This is a genomic window from Nostoc sp. ChiSLP03a (genome assembly GCF_034531215.2).
Lineage (GTDB): Bacteria > Cyanobacteriota > Cyanobacteriia > Cyanobacteriales > Nostocaceae > Nostoc.
The window spans coordinates 77,662-97,050 of the sequence record NZ_JAVRBQ020000127.1 but is presented as its reverse complement, the minus strand read 5'-3'; the positions used below and the strand labels follow the sequence as shown (position 1 = coordinate 97,050).

The 19,389-nt window shown below is 40.6% G+C and carries 7 protein-coding genes and 1 pseudogene; 4 read left to right on the top strand and 4 right to left on the bottom strand.

The annotated features are described in order from the left end of the window. Nucleotides 1–60: 60 nt before the first annotated feature. From RMY32_RS20935 to RMY32_RS20920, 4 genes and pseudogenes are all read right to left on the bottom strand, one after another. Nucleotides 61–4,809: a PfaB family protein gene (locus RMY32_RS20935; protein WP_322709231.1), complete on the bottom strand. Its 4,749-nt coding sequence runs from the start codon at nt 4,807–4,809 to the stop codon at nt 61–63. A 276-nt stretch (nt 4,810–5,085) separates the two neighbouring features. Further along, nucleotides 5,086–6,813 carry an SDR family NAD(P)-dependent oxidoreductase gene (locus RMY32_RS20930; protein ID WP_322709230.1) on the bottom strand — a complete coding sequence of 576 codons (1,728 nt, stop codon included), beginning with the start codon at nt 6,811–6,813 and terminating at the stop codon, nt 5,086–5,088. Between the two features lie 179 nt (nt 6,814–6,992). Next, nucleotides 6,993–12,503 carry a polyketide synthase gene (locus RMY32_RS20925; protein WP_322709229.1) on the bottom strand — a complete coding sequence of 1,837 codons (5,511 nt, stop codon included), beginning with the start codon at nt 12,501–12,503 and terminating at the stop codon, nt 6,993–6,995. Between the two features lie 202 nt (nt 12,504–12,705). Next, nucleotides 12,706–12,983 (bottom strand): annotated as a pseudogene (locus RMY32_RS20920) (hypothetical protein). A gap of 1,443 nt (nt 12,984–14,426) precedes the next feature. Between RMY32_RS20920 and RMY32_RS20915 the strand changes: the two are divergent. From RMY32_RS20915 to RMY32_RS20900, 4 genes are all read left to right on the top strand, one after another. Continuing rightward, the gene (locus RMY32_RS20915; RefSeq protein ID WP_322709228.1) at nt 14,427–15,635 is read left to right on the top strand and encodes an ABC exporter membrane fusion protein; all 1,209 of its coding nucleotides are present in this window, start codon (nt 14,427–14,429) and stop codon (nt 15,633–15,635) included. A gap of 98 nt (nt 15,636–15,733) precedes the next feature. Beyond that, a complete protein-coding gene (devC, locus tag RMY32_RS20910; RefSeq protein ID WP_322709227.1) occupies nt 15,734–16,912 on the top strand; it encodes an ABC transporter permease DevC in 1,179 nt (392 codons plus the stop codon). A gap of 204 nt (nt 16,913–17,116) precedes the next feature. Further along, entirely contained in the window at nt 17,117–18,121 is a 1,005-nt protein-coding gene (locus tag RMY32_RS20905) for an NAD-dependent epimerase/dehydratase family protein (RefSeq protein WP_322709226.1), read from the top strand. A gap of 221 nt (nt 18,122–18,342) precedes the next feature. Further along, nucleotides 18,343–19,326, top strand: coding sequence for a glycosyltransferase family 2 protein (locus RMY32_RS20900; RefSeq protein ID WP_322709225.1), 984 nt, complete (start codon nt 18,343–18,345; stop codon nt 19,324–19,326). Nucleotides 19,327–19,389: the final 63 nt, after the last annotated feature.

Sequence of the window (19,389 nt, the reverse complement as noted above, 5' to 3'; positions counted from 1 at the left end):
TCGCCGTAGGCGGGGGGATCTTAACCGAATCATATTGACAGGAGTCTACATTTGGAATTCTTAGGATTCGTCGTTAAGCAAGTTTTGGGCGCAAGCTAGTTGCAATTGAATTATTTCGCTCATTTGTTGACTGTAATCTTGTCTAGCTTGTAAGAAGGCAGTGTGTGCTTTAGTTATCTTTGAATTATTAGCATTGAGCTTTTGATACTGAGTCTTATTTAAATCGAACATGCTGATGATGCTACTAATTTTTTTAGTGATGACAGGTGGCGAATAAAGAGGATTTTGCTGCCCAATTGCGCTTGACTCAGAAGATTGTAATTGTTCTCTCGATTCAAAAACGTTATCAATGATATTTTTCGGTTTTACTTCTTCTGGCTGAGGCAAGATGTTAGAGGAATAAGTTTCTTCTGGGGTTATGTGGTTGGAAGTATTAAGAGAATCTGTGATTTCAGATTGTTGAAGATTAGGTATATCTGGATGCTGTATTTTGAAGCGATCGCACTTAATATCCTCAACTAAATTTTCAACAAGTTTGCGATTTTCTTCGCTCAAAATTGTAGCAGTGATCGCTTTCCCACCCAAGGTAACTGTTCTCAATGTTGCTTTACTTGAATTAGCGCTTTCTTGGGCTTTGCTATACAACGGTGATAAATCTACGTTCACCTGATGACTGAGTAATTTTGCTAATGCTTTGACCATTGAAGCATGGTCATCCATCCCTCTACGATTTAGAGACACTGTGATATGTTCTTTGCTGCCAAGAATTTTATCAATCCATCGGGAACAAACACTACCGGCGCCTGCTTCTAAAAATATTTTCACCCCATCATCGTAGACACGATTAACTAATTGCGGAAAATCAAGTTCTTGGCACAATCCTTTGGCGATGTTGTGCGCGATCGCATCACTTTCAAGTACAATTGGCTGATAATCGGCGGCAGAATAAAACACAATACCAGGAAGATTTTGTGATGGTAAGGTGTTTACCTTCTTGATTTCCTCGTACTGCGATCGCATCGCTTCACAATGTATCACATGGTCGAAAGGAGCGGGGAAAGAATTGCAACCTAAAGTTTGAATTACTCGCTTACAGGCGGCATCATCACCGGCAATTAATACTTCTTCTGGTGTGTTGATTTGAGTTAAGTAGACGCGATTCTCATGTTTGAGGCATTCTCTTACTTGCGATGGAGTCGCCATGAGAACATAAGTATTCCAAAAATTGTTGTTTGGTGAATCTGTTAATCCCCAATATTCACGCACAGCATTTTTCGGTCCAGATAACTTATCGCCAAATAGAGGTGATGAGTTTAAGGTGTTACTTCCACCCTCAAAATCACTCCAAACTCCTTGGGCAACCATCATACTAGTTTCACCCAAGCTATACCCAAATACGGATTGCGGCTTGACTTTAAAATCATCTCGGAAAATTGCCGTCATGTATCTAGCAAAGGCAATTTCACTTTCAAACATTGCCAGTGAATCATCTAACAATTGCTTTTCGAGAGTTTCTAGTTGTCTAGTTGTCAATTTAGGTAAACTTCTGGGATAAACTAACTTTTCAACATCAGCAGCCCGATTGTAGAGATTGTTACTTTTTAAGTCCTCGAAAACTTTCGGAAATAACCGGAAAACAGTGCGACCAATGCCAATATAAGAATTGACTGCGGCGGGGTAAACATAAGCAACTGCTCCAGTTTTACCCAATGGTTTCGCTGTGAAATAGCTACCTATTGGTGTTTGCCAATCTGTGCCATTTTCAAAGGCATTATTTACACCTTTGCGGGCAGATTCAATTTCTTTGAGTAAATCTTTTGTGTTACGTCCTGCGATTGATAAGACGTATTTTGCATCAGATTGCTGTTGAAAAGTAGCAAATGTTTGGCTGGCGGTAGCTGATAAAGAAGAACTAGCTTCAATGGATTTTTGCAGATGGTTTAAGATATCGGGTATACTGGAGCAATCGCTAACTGCGATCGGAAACAAATGAAAAGGCATTTGCTGCAAATATCTGTTATCCCGCTCCTCTTGGCTGGGTTCTTCCGATAAGATTAAATGGGCGTAACTGCCATCTATACCCATGCTATTAATTGCTGCTATTCTGCGTGTACCACCTTTATCGACAAACCAAGGTCTTGATTCCATCGCCACATAGAAAGGACTACCTTCCCATACTTGCGGTGTTTTGACACCAGACCATTTTGGTGTGGCGGGAATATACCTGTAATAAAGACAGAGAGCGGTTTTGATTAAGCTAGCAATTCCCGATGCTGTGTAGGTGTGCCCGATATTGGCTTTGACGCTGCCTAATGCACAGTGCAAACCATTGCCCACTTTTGGATAAGCTTGCAGTAAACCTGTGATTTCCGCTTCATCCTCCTGGGGAATGCCACTACCGAAGACTTCCACATAGTTAACCTCTGTGGGTTGAATCTCCGCCATCTGGAAAGCTTGTTTGCAGACATTGCTAATAGCTGAGGCATCAGGTTTTACCGGAGAGTCACTCAAAGTAGAATTACCTTGTGCAAAACTCATGGCATCAATTACTGCATAGATGCGTTCGTTGTCTTCCTTAGCTTCTTCGTAGCGCTTGAGGACAACTGCACCAGCACCTTCGCCAACCGTCCAGCCATTTGATTGTTGGTCGTAACCCAACGTATTTACACCCGTATTAATTGGTGCAAATTGGTTGCGGAATAAGACATTTTCCACACCACCGGCTAAATCCACCGCACCCACAACCACTGCATCAACTTCTCCGGTAGCGAGTAGCATTTGGGCAACTTCCAACGCCTTGAGGGCAGAATTTTCGCCAGCGCTGACGGTGAATGCAGGGCCAGTGAAATTCCACAAAGCCGAAATCCGACTCGCCATGATGTTGGCGATGTGACTTACATATTCGCCGATTTCTACTGGTTGATGAATACTATCTTTGACGATGGTTTCTAGTTGCGCCAGTTGTTCAGCAGGTAAAGAAATTCCTTGGTTGAGTAAGCCGTCTTTAACTTGCCAAGAGAGATTCCATCTTTGCTGTAGCTGATGCACAGAGAATTCTGTCTCGGCGGCGACAATCACAGCCACATTGCCACCCTCCTGTAGTTTCGCATCTTTTACGGCGCGATCGCTAACTTTCAAAAACAACAATTGTTGTGGGTTTAACTTCTCGATTTCATTCGGTGGGATTTTGCACGATAAAGTATCGATTTCAAAATTTTTGATGTATGCCCCTACTGGTGCTTTTCCATCTGCTAAACCGTACTCTTTCAAGACGCTTTCTTGATTTTCTATCCCATGCCATCTTTGAGGCGGTAGAGAAGTAAAATGCTGTGTACCATCATAAATACTGCGTTCAAAAGCATCTAAACCATTGCAGCTACCAAAAAAGGCATCCATGCCGACAATGGCAACTTTGGTAGGTGGAACAGATGGAGTTGATTCAACTGATTCTCCTGTAGTTCCTTGCTCTAAAATCAGATGAGAATTAGTACCGCCAAAACCAAAAGCGCTAATAGCTGCCCGTTTGATTGGTGCGTTATTATTAGGCCATGCCGTAGCTGTTCTAACAATTTTGTTGGCGGAAATTGTACCATTTTCTGATGTTAAAGGTTCCGAAACATTCATGGTTGCTGGAATTACACCATGAGACATACTCAAAATCACTTTAGTCAAGCCAACCATGCCGGCAGCAGTTAGCAAGTGACCAGTATTTGCCTTAGCAGAACCTACCAGAGGTGCAGCTTGATTTTGACCAAAAAATGTTTCTATGGAGTTGAATTCGGTTGTATCTCCTAGTAATGTGCCGGTGGCGTGACACTCTAGATAATCGATAGTTTTGGGACTAACTTTTGCCTCGTTATAGGCTCGTTCAAAAGCTAGGATTTGCCCTTTAGGATTCGGACTGAGTAAATGTTTACCTTTGCCATCATTTGAGAGTCCATTACCGCAGATAGTGGCAAGAATATTATCACCATCTTTAACGGCATCAGAATATCTTTTCAGCATTACCATCCCAACACCATCGGCGGGAATTAGCCCTCTAGAGGATTTATCTAAGGGGCGGCTAATGCCGTTTTCTGCATATCCTTGAACACCGGAAAATAACATCCGCACAAATAAGGAATCTGCACAACTTATGGCTCCAGCTAACATGACATCAGCTTTGTGTGACCATAAGTAATGAGATGCTAGTTTAATCGCGTAAAATGATGATGAGCAAGCAGCATCCAGACATAAATTAATCTGGGATAAAGATAGTGCTTGAGCAACGATAGATGCTGGTAAACCAGATATCATCGCATTGTATAAAGACGCTTTAGTTGCACTTGGGAAAGCTAAATCAAAATCTTCATCCTGCAAAAGTTCTCTGACCGCAGGATTAATAGCCTGCTGGTAAATTGGAGAGAATAATTGATTAGATAGCTTTGTTGGGAATGATAAATTACCTAAAATTACGCCACATTTTGCCAGAACAGTTTGATTACCCCAATAACCACTTTGTTCAATTGCTTGTTTAGCGGCATACAATGACCATTTGAAGGTGTTATCTAAGCTATCAACAAATTCTAATGGTAGATTGTATTCAGATGGATTAAACTGGAAGTTGCGGATGTATCCGCCTTTTAGGGAATAAGTTTTGTCTGGTATACCTTTAACTGGATTGTAAAAAATTGTCGGATCTACTCCGATTTCTTCGACGGTTGCAGAAGATGTCGAATCTTTTTGATTAACGATGTTTTGCCAGTATTCTTCAGGATTCTTTGCATCGGGGAATAGGCATGATAATGCGATGATGGCTATTTTTTCCACGATTTATATGCTCCGAGTTTGGGTATTTAGCAAGAGATAATTAAAAGGCAGGATTTACGCTGTTCCCCAAACTTAAAAACAGGCAAGTTATAGCAATTGTAAGATTAAGCTAGCTTTGATAGTTTGTAGTAAAAACATTAGAGTTGAATTATTAGCAAATTCTCTGCGATCCTTTGCGTTTCCCTTTGCGAACCTTTGCGTTTAAAATTCAACCCTCAATTCGCCACGATTTCACAGACTAAAGTCCTTACTACAAACTTTAAATTTCACAGATTACTAGCTTCTGAGCATTTTCATTGACCAAATAATGGCATGAGCGCCGAGCATTCGTGAATAGATTTTACCTTGGCGATCGTGTATGATAAAGTTTGCGATCGCACTACTTGGTGTCTTAGCTAGTACTTCACAAGAAACATAAAATGTTTCGTTATGTGGTATCATTTCAAACTGTTCAAATTTCTCTACTTTTCCAGGTAAACAACCTTCTTCATGAAAGTGTTGTGTCCAAATCCATAAGGCGTGCATACTCAAGTCAGTTGTGTAAGGATTTACCCATTGGACGGGGAATTGTCCTTGTTCCTTTGCGGTGAGTTCTGGCCACAAACATTCTGTTGCGATTTTTTCAGGACTGATGTTTAAAACTCTTTTAATTTCTTGAAAACCGGGGCCGTGAAATAATGTCGCCCCACCATTTTGGTAAAAATCTTTTCCTGTCGCGGTGATGATGTTATCTGGTTCGAAATTGAGAGATTCATAGATGGGTGCATCCGGGATTTCACGCTGGAGATTAAGTTGAGCGCTAAAATGAAAATGGGTTCTTCCTTCAGGGTTTTTACTCGAAATTTTGGCTTTAAGTTTGATTCTTTCAAGATTAACTTTGGAAATTTCTTCTATTTCTAAAATATGTTCCTTCGCTAATGTTTCATTAAAAGTAATCCCCTTCAAAACTTTGAAATCTTGGTAATAAAACAATCTATAACCAGGATATAATTGTTCAGAAGCATTGATAATCCAGGTCATTGCACAAGTTGCTGGTAAAACTGGAGAGCCAGCAATAGTATGATCGTGTAAAAATGGATTAGCCTCCAATGTCATTTGGCGACGGATACGATGGGTTCGTAGTTCTGAATCTAACTCCGCAGCCATTGGAACAAGTGGACTACCAATAACAACTTGCGCGGTTGCATGATTGATATTATCCATTTCTTTAACGAGCATTTGTGCCCCAACTGCAATCGGAATTATTTCAATTTTTCGCTCTTGAAAAATCTTCTTTAATTCTGCTGTCACCATCCCACTGTCCCAAGCACCCCAGTTGATAGCGACGACATGACATGAAGGATAACTTTGCTTAAATATATAGGCTGATTTGTTCAGAATTTCATTTGCGATCGCATAATCAGATTGTCCAGGATTTCCGTAAAATCCTGTTACTGAAGAAAACAAAACTAAATGCTGAAGTTGACTAGGGTTGACGCAAGCTAGCAGGTTTTCTAAACCCTGAACTTTGGCGGTGTAAACTTTTTCAAAATCATCTTCTGTTTTCTTTTCAATTAACTTATCAGCTAAGTTTCCAGCGCCGTGGATGATTCCTGTAATTGGGCCGAGATGTTGGACAGCAGTGGCAAGTTTTTCTTGTAAAGCTGGCGTATCTGTGACATCAACGCTGATATATTCGGCTTTAGCTCCGGTTTTTTCAATTGCTGCTAGAGTCTTTTTTATCTCACGGCTGGAGGTAATTTTGTTATATATTTTTTGCACATTCATGGGTGTGGGCTTCTCTCCTTGAGAAAGAAGATTTTCCATGATGCATTTTTTCAATGCAGAGTCATCAGAATTTTGAGCAAAATCTGGTTCGGTTTCTAATAGTTCGGAGCGACCGAGGAGGATGAATTTGCAGGGTTGCTGTTGGGCTAATCTGATAGTACACTCAGCCGTAATCCCTTTTGCACCGCCGCTCACGACAAAGACAGATGATGGACTAAGCTGGGCTGTTTGTGTCATAAATCCTCGTGAATACCTGCATAAATTGGGTTTTTTGATGTGCAACTGATACTTGTAACCCCCTCTCCAAACCTCTCCCCCACAGGGAGAGAGGCTTTGATTCTTACTCCCCTTCCCTTGTAGGGAAGGGGTTGGGGGTTAGGTTCGAGAGAAAGTTGCACACAACATTAATCAACTTTTTAATCGGCGATAATGGTGACTCGTCCTTGTGAGCCGTAGCCAACTTCACTTATATAAAGGTTGGGGTCGTGAAGTTCGGCGATGATGTTTTGTACTGACTGTTTAGCGTCAAGTCTGGGGCTTAGGTCGATCGCACGAGTAAATACCTTCGGCCATTCCCATCTCAGAGTTTTGCTTAATCCGAACAAACCAGCGCCGATCGCACCGAAGTTGACTTTGTACTCTAAACCGAAGGCTCCATCAAGGTGAGCAACTGTGCAGAAACAACTACGTCCATGTTTTGCGGCTTCGTTTAGAGAGGGTTTGAGGTGTTTCGCCATCAAAAATACGTGCTTGACGATCGCCTTTTCTGATTCGTTATAAGAAATACTGCCGGTGTGATTTCCTACAAACATCGGATGTAAGTGGATGAAGGCCCCAATCGTTCCGCAGTGAGATGCGATCGCTTGCAATTGTTGTTGAAGATGTTCTTCACTCAAATTTGCTAAGGTGACGCGGGTTACTCCTGTGGGTAAAGGCGCTTGTTGGGCGATCAGCGATTGGGGGAAGCTGATAACTACTACTTTCCAGCCTTTCTCGATTAGGGATTCAGCTAATTTGTAAGTGGTGAGGGAACCATCATCGGTGATTAAACCGATGTGTCCCTCTGGTAACGTGAAATCCAAGTAATCGGGCTGTGCTAGGCTTCTGAGTTTGACCGGATGGCGCTGGATAGTATGCTCTAATTCCGGTGGTTGTTGGACAAACTCAGGCTCAGACTTTTTTTTTTCACCTCCAGCCAACTGCTGTAGGTAATCGACTATTTGACCGATGGTGCGAAGATCGCCGAGTTCTTCGATATTTGGCTTGGGTAAGTTGGGGTACATTTCTTGCATCGCCCCTAAAATTTCCACCCTTTTAATCGAGTCAATTCCTAAGTCGGCTTCCATGTCCATTTCTAGTTCCAGCATCTCGACTGGATAGCCGGTCTTATCGCTGGTGATGGCTAACAGGGTTTCACCTAAGTTTGCAAATTCATCACCCTCCGGGTTCGCCAGTCCAACGCCAGTCGCCTGCGACGGGAAACCCGTCTTCAGCACTAGCTCCTCTTTGTTGGAGTAACTTGTAGCGGGTTCTGGTTCTGGGGTGAATGCGACAACTACGCTTGGTTCCGGTGCAGCGACTACCTCAACTACGGGTGCAGCCTCTACTGCAATCTCAGTTGCTTGTTGTACTTCGTGAACTGCAATTTCTACAGTAATACTTTTGGAAGCGTGGGATTGCAGATACTCTACAACTTGACCGATGGTGCGTTTTTCTGAGAGTTCTTCTAAATTGGGTTTGGGTAGGTTGGGGTACATTTCCTGTAGCGCCCCTAAGATTTCCACCCGTTTGATGGAGTCAATTCCTAAATCAGCCTCCATATCCATGTCCATTTCCAGCATCTCGACTGGGTAGCCGGTCTTATCGCTGGTGATGGCTAAGAGGTTTTTATCCAAGTCAACAATATCGATGGTTGCGCCAGATACAGGTGCAGCAGTTGTGGGTGCTGGTTCTGGGGTGAATGCAACAATTTCGTTAACTGGAGGTGAGCTAATTTTGACTACAACTTCAGGTTGGGGTTCTACTACTGGAGGAACCGGTGATGCCGCTACAGGCTCTACTGTCTCTGTTGAGAAAAGATTAGGGAGCAAAGAAGAAGAATTTTCATCCTTCTTAGCAGTGGGGGATACAGGAATTTCAACTACTGGCTCTACCACCTGTGGAGCGGGCACGAGAGGTTCTTGGGTGACATTTAAGCCATTTTTAGCTACAGGCTCAGTTACAGGCAAAGGCTGGCTTTCTACTATCTTGGTAGTGGCGGGTACTGGTGCTTCTGTTGTGAAGGGAGTGAAATTACTTATCTCTGTTAGTTGGGTTGCTCCATCACCAGAGATGATTTGAGAATATTCTTGCTGGATGAGTTGGAAAAAGTTTTTAGTATATTCCAGCTGCTCTTGAAGATATTGTTCATGGATGCGTAGAGTTTCACCTTGTTGGGAATGAAACTGCATCATGCTACGCTCTAAGCTTTCCATGACAACTAGCTTCATTTTGGCAGTTTCGGCTGTTGATTTACTTTCACTTAACAAGGAATTCTGCTGCTGCATCAATTGGAAAAACACTTTAGCATATTCCATTTGATGGTTGAGATAAGTACCATGAACTTGTAAATTCTCAGCTTGATTTTCCTGGAACTGTGTCAAGAGATATTCTAAACTTGCTAAAAGTTGTTCGTAATTTGTAAGCTTTTCTGGTGTTGGTTGCATCTTAGATTCCTGGGCTGGTTGTGACAGGGTAACAGGATTCATCTGTTGCTCTGGCTGGGTGATGATACTAGCAGTCACACCGTTCATTGCTGGGGTAAGTTTTTTATGTCCGTTAGTTTCGATCGCTGCTATAGGTGGAGTCACACCTGGGCTGCTAAATAAAGGAATCGCATCAGAATATTCAGGGGTGGGTAATGTGACTTTATGCCCATCCTGCAAAGCTAGAGCGAAGGCATTTTTCGTTTTTTCGGATCTGTAGTTTATCCCGTTTAAACGGACATTTAATGTCTTCTTCGTCTCAATTGGGGGGATGGTTTGGGGAAGTTGGTAAGGATCGAGGTTATTCAAAGCCAAACCAATCACCCGCAACTGCACAACTGCTTCCCGCAAAGAACGATCGCTATTCTTTTGAGTGCTGGGGTTCAAAGATACGGTAATATGTGGGCGATCGCCAAGGATATCTTTCACCAAGTTGCTAAGAATTCTCCGCGGCCCAAATTCCACAAAGCAAGTACCACCCGCCGCATAGATATTTTCAATTTCCTGCTTAAACAGCACCGAGTTAGAAAGGTGGCTTTCGAGGATTTTTTGAATACCTTGCGCTTCTTTGGGATACTGCTTACTAGTAACGTTGCTGTAAACAGGGATTTTGGGACTTTGGAATTTAACAGACTTGGTGGCGATCGCAAAGGATTTTTGAGCAAAGGCGATTAGCGGTGTATGGAACGCTGCTGAAACAGGTAGTAATACAGCCGTATATCCTTTCTCGTGTAAAGCTTCTTTGATTCTCGCTATTTCTGCGGTCGGCCCAGCCAAGACAAATTGAGTCGGAGAATTTTGATTAGCGATCGCAACTTGCGGAAAATGTCTCAGCACTGCTTCCACTTTGCTGATGTCTTCTTTAACAGCCAGCATACTTCCCGCATCATGATCTGGGTCTTCGGGTGCAGCCATTGCTTGACCCCTAGCTTTCACCAGGAACAAGTAATCTTCCGTACTCAAAACCCCCGCAGCCCATAGCGCTGTTAGTTCACCAAAGCTATGTCCCGCTACAAAATCTGACTTGAACCCAGCTTGTTGCAGGATGCTGTACATCCCTGCACTCAACACCCCGATGGCTGGTTGAGCGTATTCTGTGCGTTGCAAGGCAGCAATTTGGACATTTTTTTCTGCCTCTCCAAACACAGGATGAGGAAAAACGATTTCTGACAACGGCTGCAAATTATCTTTGAGCAACAGGCTATCCATATAGCCATGAAGACGGCGCATCAAAGGAAAATTCATCACCAGTTCGCGTCCCATCTCCAAGTATTGCGAACCTTGACCAGAAAATAGAGAGACAACTTTTCCACCCAACTCCATACCAGAAGCACGGTAATAAATCCCTTGGGGATGTTCCCAAGATGCTGCTGAACCTTTGAGTTTCAGCCAGTCAATGCTAGTTTGCAGCAACTTGCAAGCTTCTTCGAGATTCTCCGCGACAAACCCAAATCGGGGAGCAGAGAGGGGAATTTGTGGCGATTTGCACTCATTGACTAATTGTGCGTAATATGCCAATGCATCTGGCGATCGCAACTTACCTAAAATCTCTTCCGATTTGCTCAACAATTGCTCTACTGTGGGAGCAAACAACAGCACTTCACTAGCACCACTATGTAAGCGGTAAGCGGTGTTTTGGTCGGCTTCATATTCTTCCAAAACGACGTGATAGTTGGTTCCACCAAAGCCGAAGGAACTTACACCTGCGCGTCTGGGTGCTTCCCCTTCTGGACGAATCCAAGGTCTAGTTTCGGTATTCAAATAAAAGGATGAACTTTTAATGTTGAGTTTAGGGTTTGGCTCGGTAATGTTAATTGTGGGCGGTAATACTTTGTGATGTAAAGCCAAAGCAGTTTTAATCAAACTCGCCGCACCCGCAGCCGCTTTTGTGTGTCCAATTTGCGATTTCACACTACCCAAAGCGATATGCTGCTTTTTGCGATCGTGTACATCAAAGAAGTCTTTTAAAGAACCGAATTCTGTCGGATCTCCAGCCATTGTACCAGTGCCATGTGCTTCCATCAAACCAACAGTAGCGGGAGAAAAGCCGGCATCTTCATAAGCGCGTTCTAAAGCTTTGACTTGGCCTTCTTTGCGGGGAGCATAAATGCTCTTGTAACGTCCATCGCTGGAAGTACCAATACCTTTAATTACGGCATATATTTTATCGTTGTCCCTTTCAGCATCTTCTAACCGTTTGAGGACAATCATCCCGATACCTTCACCCAGCATCATTCCATCTGACTTAGCATCGAAAGGTTTGACATTTTCACTAGGAGAAACAGCCGGTGTTTTGCTGAAAGATATGTAAGCCATGATGGTGTTATCGGTATCAACACCACCAGTCAGCATCATGTCAGAGCGATGCTCAACTAGCTCGCTAATTGCCATTTTTAAAGCACCGAAAGAACTAGCGCAAGCAGCATCAACTACGCAATTCATCCCGCCAAAATTCAGGCGATTGGCAATTCGTCCGGCGACTACGTTAGCTAACATTCCAGGGAAAGCGTTCTCATCCCACTTCACATAAGCGCTTTTGATTTTATCAACGATTTTTTGGGTATCTTCATCGGATAAACCACTGCTTTTGAGTGCTTTTTCCCAAATCGGATATTCCAACCTAGCTGAAAGTGGCATTCCTAATTGCTTGGCCATCGCCACGCCTAAGATTACCCCAACCATCTCGCGGTTAAATTCACGGTTTTCGCCATAACCTGCATCTTCCATCGCTTCTTTTGCAACCACTAAACTTAATAGTTGCGATACATCTGTGACTTCTAAAATGCTGGGTGGTATGCCGAATTCCATCGGATTAAAATCTACCTCTGGAAGAAACCCACCTCTTTTGCAATAGGTTTTATCTTCAGTAGTTCTAGGATTTGGATCGTAATAATCTTCGACACTCCAGTGAGTAGAAGGAACATCAGTAATACAGTCCATTTTGTTTACTATATTTTGCCAATATTCGCGTAAATTTCTGGCTTGAGGCAATAGAGAAGCCATCCCAACAATGGCGATAGGATTGTGTTGTAATTGTCTGTTAATTTTGTTAATTGACACTGATTTATCTGATTTATCTGACTTCATGTTTTTTTCCTCTATAGACCTCATCACAGCCTTTTCACAATTATTGATAAGGCTTTCTAACTCAGCTAAGGCAGTATCAATCGAATAAGCAGACATAGGGCATAGTTAGTACTGTGGATTGTGTAGCTACAGTAATTCTGTTGCCTACTAAATAATGAAAATCTCTCGTTTTGTAAGCAATTAGCTATCTTATCTTTGCTAAATGCTTGCCTCCAAATCGACACCACACGATACATACTGCCGGGGTAAAGCCTTATGTTTCCAGGCAACTTTGGCACACTGGGATCACGAAAAAATGTTATCCAACGCTAGACTCTTGATATCGTGGCAATAGGTCGATGACGTTGTTGAAACTGGTAAAATAGTCTTGGAGTGTAATAGCTGCTTGACCAGTGAATTCAATCCATTTGTAATAGTAGAGATTTTGAGCAATAGTATCCTACTGGAGCGAAGAAAACTGAGGAGTAACTAAGGAAACAGAAACATTTTTTCACCCGAAACCGTTTTATTATCTAGCCTAAACACAGCAACATAGCTGGTGTTAATAAAAACGTTCTGTATCTCAATCAATGTCATAGCTAGTTTTAACGTCCAGGATAATATATTTTATGGTATATGACCCAGTAAAGTTGACAATTTCGTTACAGAAAAGACACCACCTTTAATCCGAGTTTATGCAAGTTGAAAAAGTAATTAAACGATCTCTAGGTAATGACAACGCAGTTATTTTTAGTTATTTTTAATTTCAAAATATTAATTAAATAACTAGTTTGTATAACCACTTTAAAGCATTGAATTAATAAAAACACTAGCATACTTTACAGAAACTAAATCATTCCTTTAAACTTATTTTATAAATAACCATATACTCTTAATGATAGAAATTTTGAATAAATTTAGCATAAAAGTATAATTTATAACTAAATAAATATGTGAAAAATTTTGTTATCTACGGGTTAAACATAAATAAGACTTACGCACACTCTACGAATTCTCGGCGCTCTTCTCTGCGAGACGCTGCGCGTTCACGTAGTGTCTCGTAGAGAAGGCGTCTTGGCGGTTCGATAAATTAAGCTTTTTAGCAATTTTTGCGTAAGTCCTAATAAATATTCTCTTGGTTAAGTTAACACTACAAATCTGTTGTCTAGTAAGTCAAAATTGAATGAATACATAGATAAAGCCAATAACTATCAGTATTATTTTTCAGAAAAATATCATAATTGAGTCAAAATTGCTGGTTATTTTTTAATATAAGTTAACTTAAGAAGCAAAGTGGTTATTTATAAAGCAAATATTAATTTTTAGTATGTTACTTGATAAACATAATCATGATTGCATCAGTTAAAAGGTTTTGCCTCGTGTAGACGCGGTTTATAACCGCCCTTTTAACGTCCGTTAACTCACCAAAGTATCACTTCATGCATTGAATTAGTAGAATCAAAAACAATAAGAATGTCTGATATTACACAACCTCGATAATAATAATCTGTTAGTAATATCAAATCTGCTTAATAACGAACTATTTGTACGTTTTCACTTGCTAGACAATAGATTAGCAATTGGTACATTTTTTCAGCACATCATTTGATTGTGATGAAATGTTTTAGTGAGATAATCAGGATTTATACAAATTCAATTAGTTGACAATAATCAATTTTTAGTCCATACTTGATAACAAGTTTATCCAGGTTTTGATCTCATTTTTATTAGCGCTTGGTTGTTCTTGAGAGTTAAGTTTGCTGACTAGCGCTATTGTATTTTACGCTACGGGATTAGATGACAAAATAGGATATAACTTAGGAAGCTTTGAAGTAACACGCCATTAATTTTCACGCCACAATACTAAGTTTGGGCGGTAAAAGCGTACAACAATTCATATAAAACCAATTTAGAACCATCCACTCGAACGAGGTAGAAAACCTAGAGGAAAAGCCCTCTTGGGAATTTGCGGATGAGTCTATTTTAATCGACTAAATATAACCAGGATATTCTCTAAAAAAGCAGAATTGGAATGAAAATATGGCAGTAAATAAAGAAAGTCGATTATTCAGAAAACCCGTAGGCCGATCGCAAGTAATTTTAGCAGCTTCTCTGACTTTAGCGGCTGGATTAATCGCTTTCTATAGTTTGACACCTTATTGGTCTAAACCCAAAGTTGTGACATCGCCAGCAAATCCTCCCAAAGCTGCTGCTCCTGCGAAAGTTGCTGTGACAGCCTTGGGACGTTTAGAGCCAGAAGGCGAAGTTACTACTTTGACTGCTCCCACTTCTAATAATGGGGTGCGAGTAGATAGACTGTTGGTGAAAGAAGGAGATGCGGTTAAAGCAGGGCAATTATTGGCCTATCTCGAAAATTATGGTCGTTCTAAAACCGCATTGCAACAGGCTTTAGACCAACTCCAAGTTGCCAAAGCGAAATTAGCGCAGGTGAAATCTGGAGGTAAAACTGGAGATGTTGATGCTCAAAAGGCTGTAATTGCCCGGTTAGAGCCACAATATAAAGGAGACGTTGCGACACAACAGGCGACAATTGACCGCATCCAAGCGGAAGTAGACAACGCTCAAGCCGAGAATAATCGCTATCAGCAATTATATAGACAAGGTGCGATCGCGGCTTCTGTAGCAGATAGCAAAGCTTTGCAACTAAAGACTACACAACAGCAGCTAACAGAAGCTCAAGCCACCCTCAAGCGAACTCAAGATACATACCAAGAACAACGCAAACAAGCGCAAGCGCAACTCACCAGTATTAGCGAAGTGCGTAGCGTAGACGTTCAAGTTGCACAAACCGAAGTCAACAGTGCCACAACTTCTGTTCAACAAGCAAAAGCCGACTTGGATTTAAGCTACATCAAATCTCCTATAAATGGCAAAATATTGAAAATTCACGCCAAAACCGGAGAAGTAATTAGCACCAACAAAGGATTTGCTGAGATAGGTAAGACATCTCAAATGTATGTGATTGCAGAGGTGTATCAAACCGATGTTCAAAAAGTGCGTGTAGGACAAAAAGCCACCATTACCAGCACTGCATTTACTGGAACAATAAAAGGAACTGTAAAAGAAATTGGTTGGCAAGTTGACAAACAAAGCATCTTTAGCCTCAATCCTGGTTCAGATACAGACCGCAGAATAGTGGAAGTAAAAATCTCCATTGATAATCCCGCCGACAGTGAAAAGGTCGCTCGTTTCACTAACTTACAAGTCGATGTCACCATTCATATTTAGTCATAGGGCATAGGTCATTCACAAATGACCAATGACCAATGACAAATGACATAGGCGCTTCGCCTTCCCGCAGGGTATGACAAATAATAAATAAATCCATGATTTTCAAAATTCCTTTAGCATGGCTACAGCTAGCCCAGCAAAAAGTTCGTTTATTAGTAGCTGTAGCCGGGATTGGCTTTATTGTGCTGCTAATGTTTGTGCAACTTGGTTTTCAAGATGCCCTCTATTCCAGTGCAACCGCAGTTCATCAGAATCTCAAGGGAGATTTATTTTTAGTTAGTTCGCAATATAAATCTTTGACCTCAAATCAAAGTTTTTCGCGGACTCGTTTATATCAATCTTTGGGGTTTGATGGCGTAGAGTCAGTTAGCCCCATGTATTTGCAATTTGCCAAACTGAAAAATCCGGCTACTAGTGAAAAATATTCAATATATGTTATTGGTTTCGATCCAGGTAGACCTGTGATGAATCTTCCAGAAGTTGAGAAAAATTTAGATAAACTCAAAATTCCCGATGTTGTGCTTTTTGACCGAGGTTCTCGCCCAGAGTTTGGCCCAATAGCTGAAAAATTTAATGCGGGAGAGACTGCACAGACAATTGAAATATTTCCCTACAATTCATTAATTGGTTATCGAGTGAGAATTGGTGGCTTATTCACATTAGGTCCTTCCTTTGGGGTAGATGGAAATTTACTTGTTAGTGACTCCACTTTTTTGAGGATAAATCCCAATACTCGTCCAGCAGATATGATCGATATTGGCTTGATTTCACTCAAACCTGGTGCTAATGCCGAAAAAGTACTGAAAAATTTACAGGCAAATTTGCCTAGTGATGTCCAAGTTTTTACCCGCCAAGGCTTCATTGATTTTGAAAAAAACTATTGGGCTGTTAGAACACCAATTGGTTTTATTCTTAACTTGATGTTGACAATGGCTGCGGTAGTTGGTGTGGTTATTGTTTATCAAATTCTTTACAGCAATATTGCTACACAGTTCGTTGCTTACGCCACTTTAAAAGCCATCGGTTATGCCAATAGCTATTTATTAAATGTAGTATTTCAGCAAGCTTTGATTTTGGCAATATTGGGTTATATCCCAGGATTTCTTACTTCTGTTTTATTGTATAGTTTTGCAGCAGAAGCAACTAAACTACCAATAGTTATGACCACTAATAATGCAGCGATCGTCTTAACTTCAACAGTCTTAATGTGTATAACATCAGGAGCGCTTGCTATCAATAAACTTCGCTCCGCAGATCCGGGAGATATTTTCTAACTACTTGGTAGCAAAATAATTTAATTATTTTGCCACGATCTAAACTGATAACTAAGTATTAATGCAACCTCTCTCCAGAAAAATTTTTCTTATACAAAGTTTAGATTTGAGATTAAAAGTATTTACCATTATTGAAGTTTGGTATTACTTTAAGTCTTTTATCTAACAAATCAAATTCACGTATTTAACAATAATTTCGATTTTATGAACCTCAAAGACAAAACTCTCCTAATTACCGGGATTAATGAATTTGTCGGTTTGCGTACAGCCGAGTTAGCCATAGCGCAAGGGATGAAGGTTCGTGGACTACAAAGTTCTACAGAACAGAACAAACAATTACAGAATTTAGGTGTAGAGGTAATTATTGGTAATATCACCGATTCTACTATTGCTCAAAAGGCTTGTCAGGGAGTAGATATCGTTTTACATACAGAGCAAATTGCTGAAGAAGCTGGTGCAATTAAGCATTTTCGTGATGTGAATGTTGGCGGTACTGTCAACATGGCTAAAGCTGCTAAACAAGCTGGTGTCAAAACATTTGTGCATTTATCTAGTGTGATGGTTTACGGTTTTAACTATCCTGATAGTGTTACAGAATCCGGCCCACTTTCTGGCGAAAATAATCCCTACTGTCAAACGAAAATTGAAGCCGAAACAGCACTTTTAGAACTGAATAATCCGTCAGATTTTGGCATCATCATTATTCGAGCCGGAGATATTTATGGCCCTGGAAGTATTCCCTGGATAGTTAGACCAATTCTGATGATGCGCCAAAAATTATTTGCTTGCGCCAATGATGCTAAAGGAGTAATCAATCATGTATATATAGATAACCTGATTGATGGCATCTTTTTAGCGATGGAAAAAGAAATCTACGGTGAAATATTTAATATCACCGATGGACAAGAAACTTCCTGGAAAGAGTATTTTATGCGTTTAGCAGCAATGGAAGATTTACAAGCCCCTCTTTCATTATCGAAAGATGAAATCAAATTGTTTCTAAAACTACGCGTTCAAGGACAAAAACTGTTTCGGAAAAAAGTTGATATTTTACCAGAGTCTATAGATTTTATGACTCGTCCTTACGCTTGTTCCATTACTAAAGCCCAAAATCTGTTAAATTATAAACCAACAATTGACCTAGAATTAGGAATGCAGCAAACACATGAATGGCTGCAAAAAACAGATATTCAAAGCTTGATGAAATAGGTTACAGATTTTTGAGAATTCAGGAGTCAAGAATCAGAATTCCGAATAATTACAAAATGAAGAAGCTAGAAGACACTTGATTTACTTGAAATGATTCAGATTGGTATCAAAGTATCCTTAATCCTGACTCCTGAATTCTGACTTCTGAATTCTTACGTTGCATCTACCTAATTACGATTAAGCAGAAAATAATCCACAGATTTTCCGAATACTTGTTTTCTATGAGTAGCAATCAGCCACGATTGAGCATCGGATTACCTGTATACAATGGTGAACAATTTCTCAAAGAAGCCATAGACTCACTCTTAGCTCAGACCTTTGAAGATTTTGAACTTATTATTTCAGATAACGCCTCGACAGATAAAACTGAGGAAATTTGTAGAGCTTATGCCGAGCAAGACCAACGTATTTGTTACTACCGCAATGACACAAATATCGGTTGTGCTGGTAACTTTAATCGCGTCTTGAAACTGTCTTCGGGTGAGTATTTTAAATGGGCAGCTCATGACGATTTACATTCTCCAGATTTTATCAAGAAGTGTGTTGAGGTACTTGACCAAGATCCTACTATAATCTTGTGTCACTCCCAGGCATATTTCATTGATGAACAGGGGAATTTTATCCAAAATTACGATATCAAAGTTAAGGCTGATGCACTAAAAGCACAGGAGCGTTTTCACGAATTGCTGACCAAGCATTTATGTTATCAATGTTACGGGGTAATTCGCGCTAGTGTTTTGAAAAAGATACCGCCTATGGGTGGTTATGGTAATGCAGATGGAATTCTCTTGTTAAGACTTGGTATTCTCGGTAGGTTTTATGAAATCCCTGAATGCTTGTTTTTCATCAGAAGTCATCCGCAACAATCAATGAGTATGTTTTTTCCCAATTATTTGTTGTTAACAAATACAAACCAAAAATCATTCTTGAGTATGCTCCCCGATTTTTATGGGTATGCAGTGTGGTTTGATTCAGCAAAGAAAGGAAAAATTTTATTGCCACATTGGAGAATGATTTGGGAATATATATTCTCCATCTGGTGTTGTCCTCTGAGTTTATATGAGCGGCTATGTTGTCATATAAGTCTATATCAGCAGTTAAAAGGGACAGAATATCTTTTGCTGAAAGATTTGCTAAATGCGCTGCAAGTACTTTGGAAAGGTTGGAAAACAGCATTCATTAAAGAAGAGCAAGTCATTCTTTGAAAGAATCAGTTCACAAATCAAAGCTGACTAACGCGCCTTTCTATCAGCCTCAAAATCACTTAT

Bases quoted from the DNA above. Each gene is read 5' to 3' on its own strand.
- RMY32_RS20930 (WP_322709230.1), bottom strand. From the start codon at position 6,813: ATGACACAAACAGCCCAGCTTAGTCCATCATCTGTCTTTGTCGTGAGC.
- RMY32_RS20925 (WP_322709229.1), bottom strand. From the start codon at position 12,503: ATGTCTGCTTATTCGATTGATACTGCCTTAGCTGAGTTAGAAAGCCTT.
- RMY32_RS20915 (WP_322709228.1), top strand. From the start codon at position 14,427: ATGGCAGTAAATAAAGAAAGTCGATTATTCAGAAAACCCGTAGGCCGA.
- devC (WP_322709227.1), top strand. From the start codon at position 15,734: ATGATTTTCAAAATTCCTTTAGCATGGCTACAGCTAGCCCAGCAAAAA.
- RMY32_RS20905 (WP_322709226.1), top strand. From the start codon at position 17,117: ATGAACCTCAAAGACAAAACTCTCCTAATTACCGGGATTAATGAATTT.
- RMY32_RS20900 (WP_322709225.1), top strand. From the start codon at position 18,343: ATGAGTAGCAATCAGCCACGATTGAGCATCGGATTACCTGTATACAAT.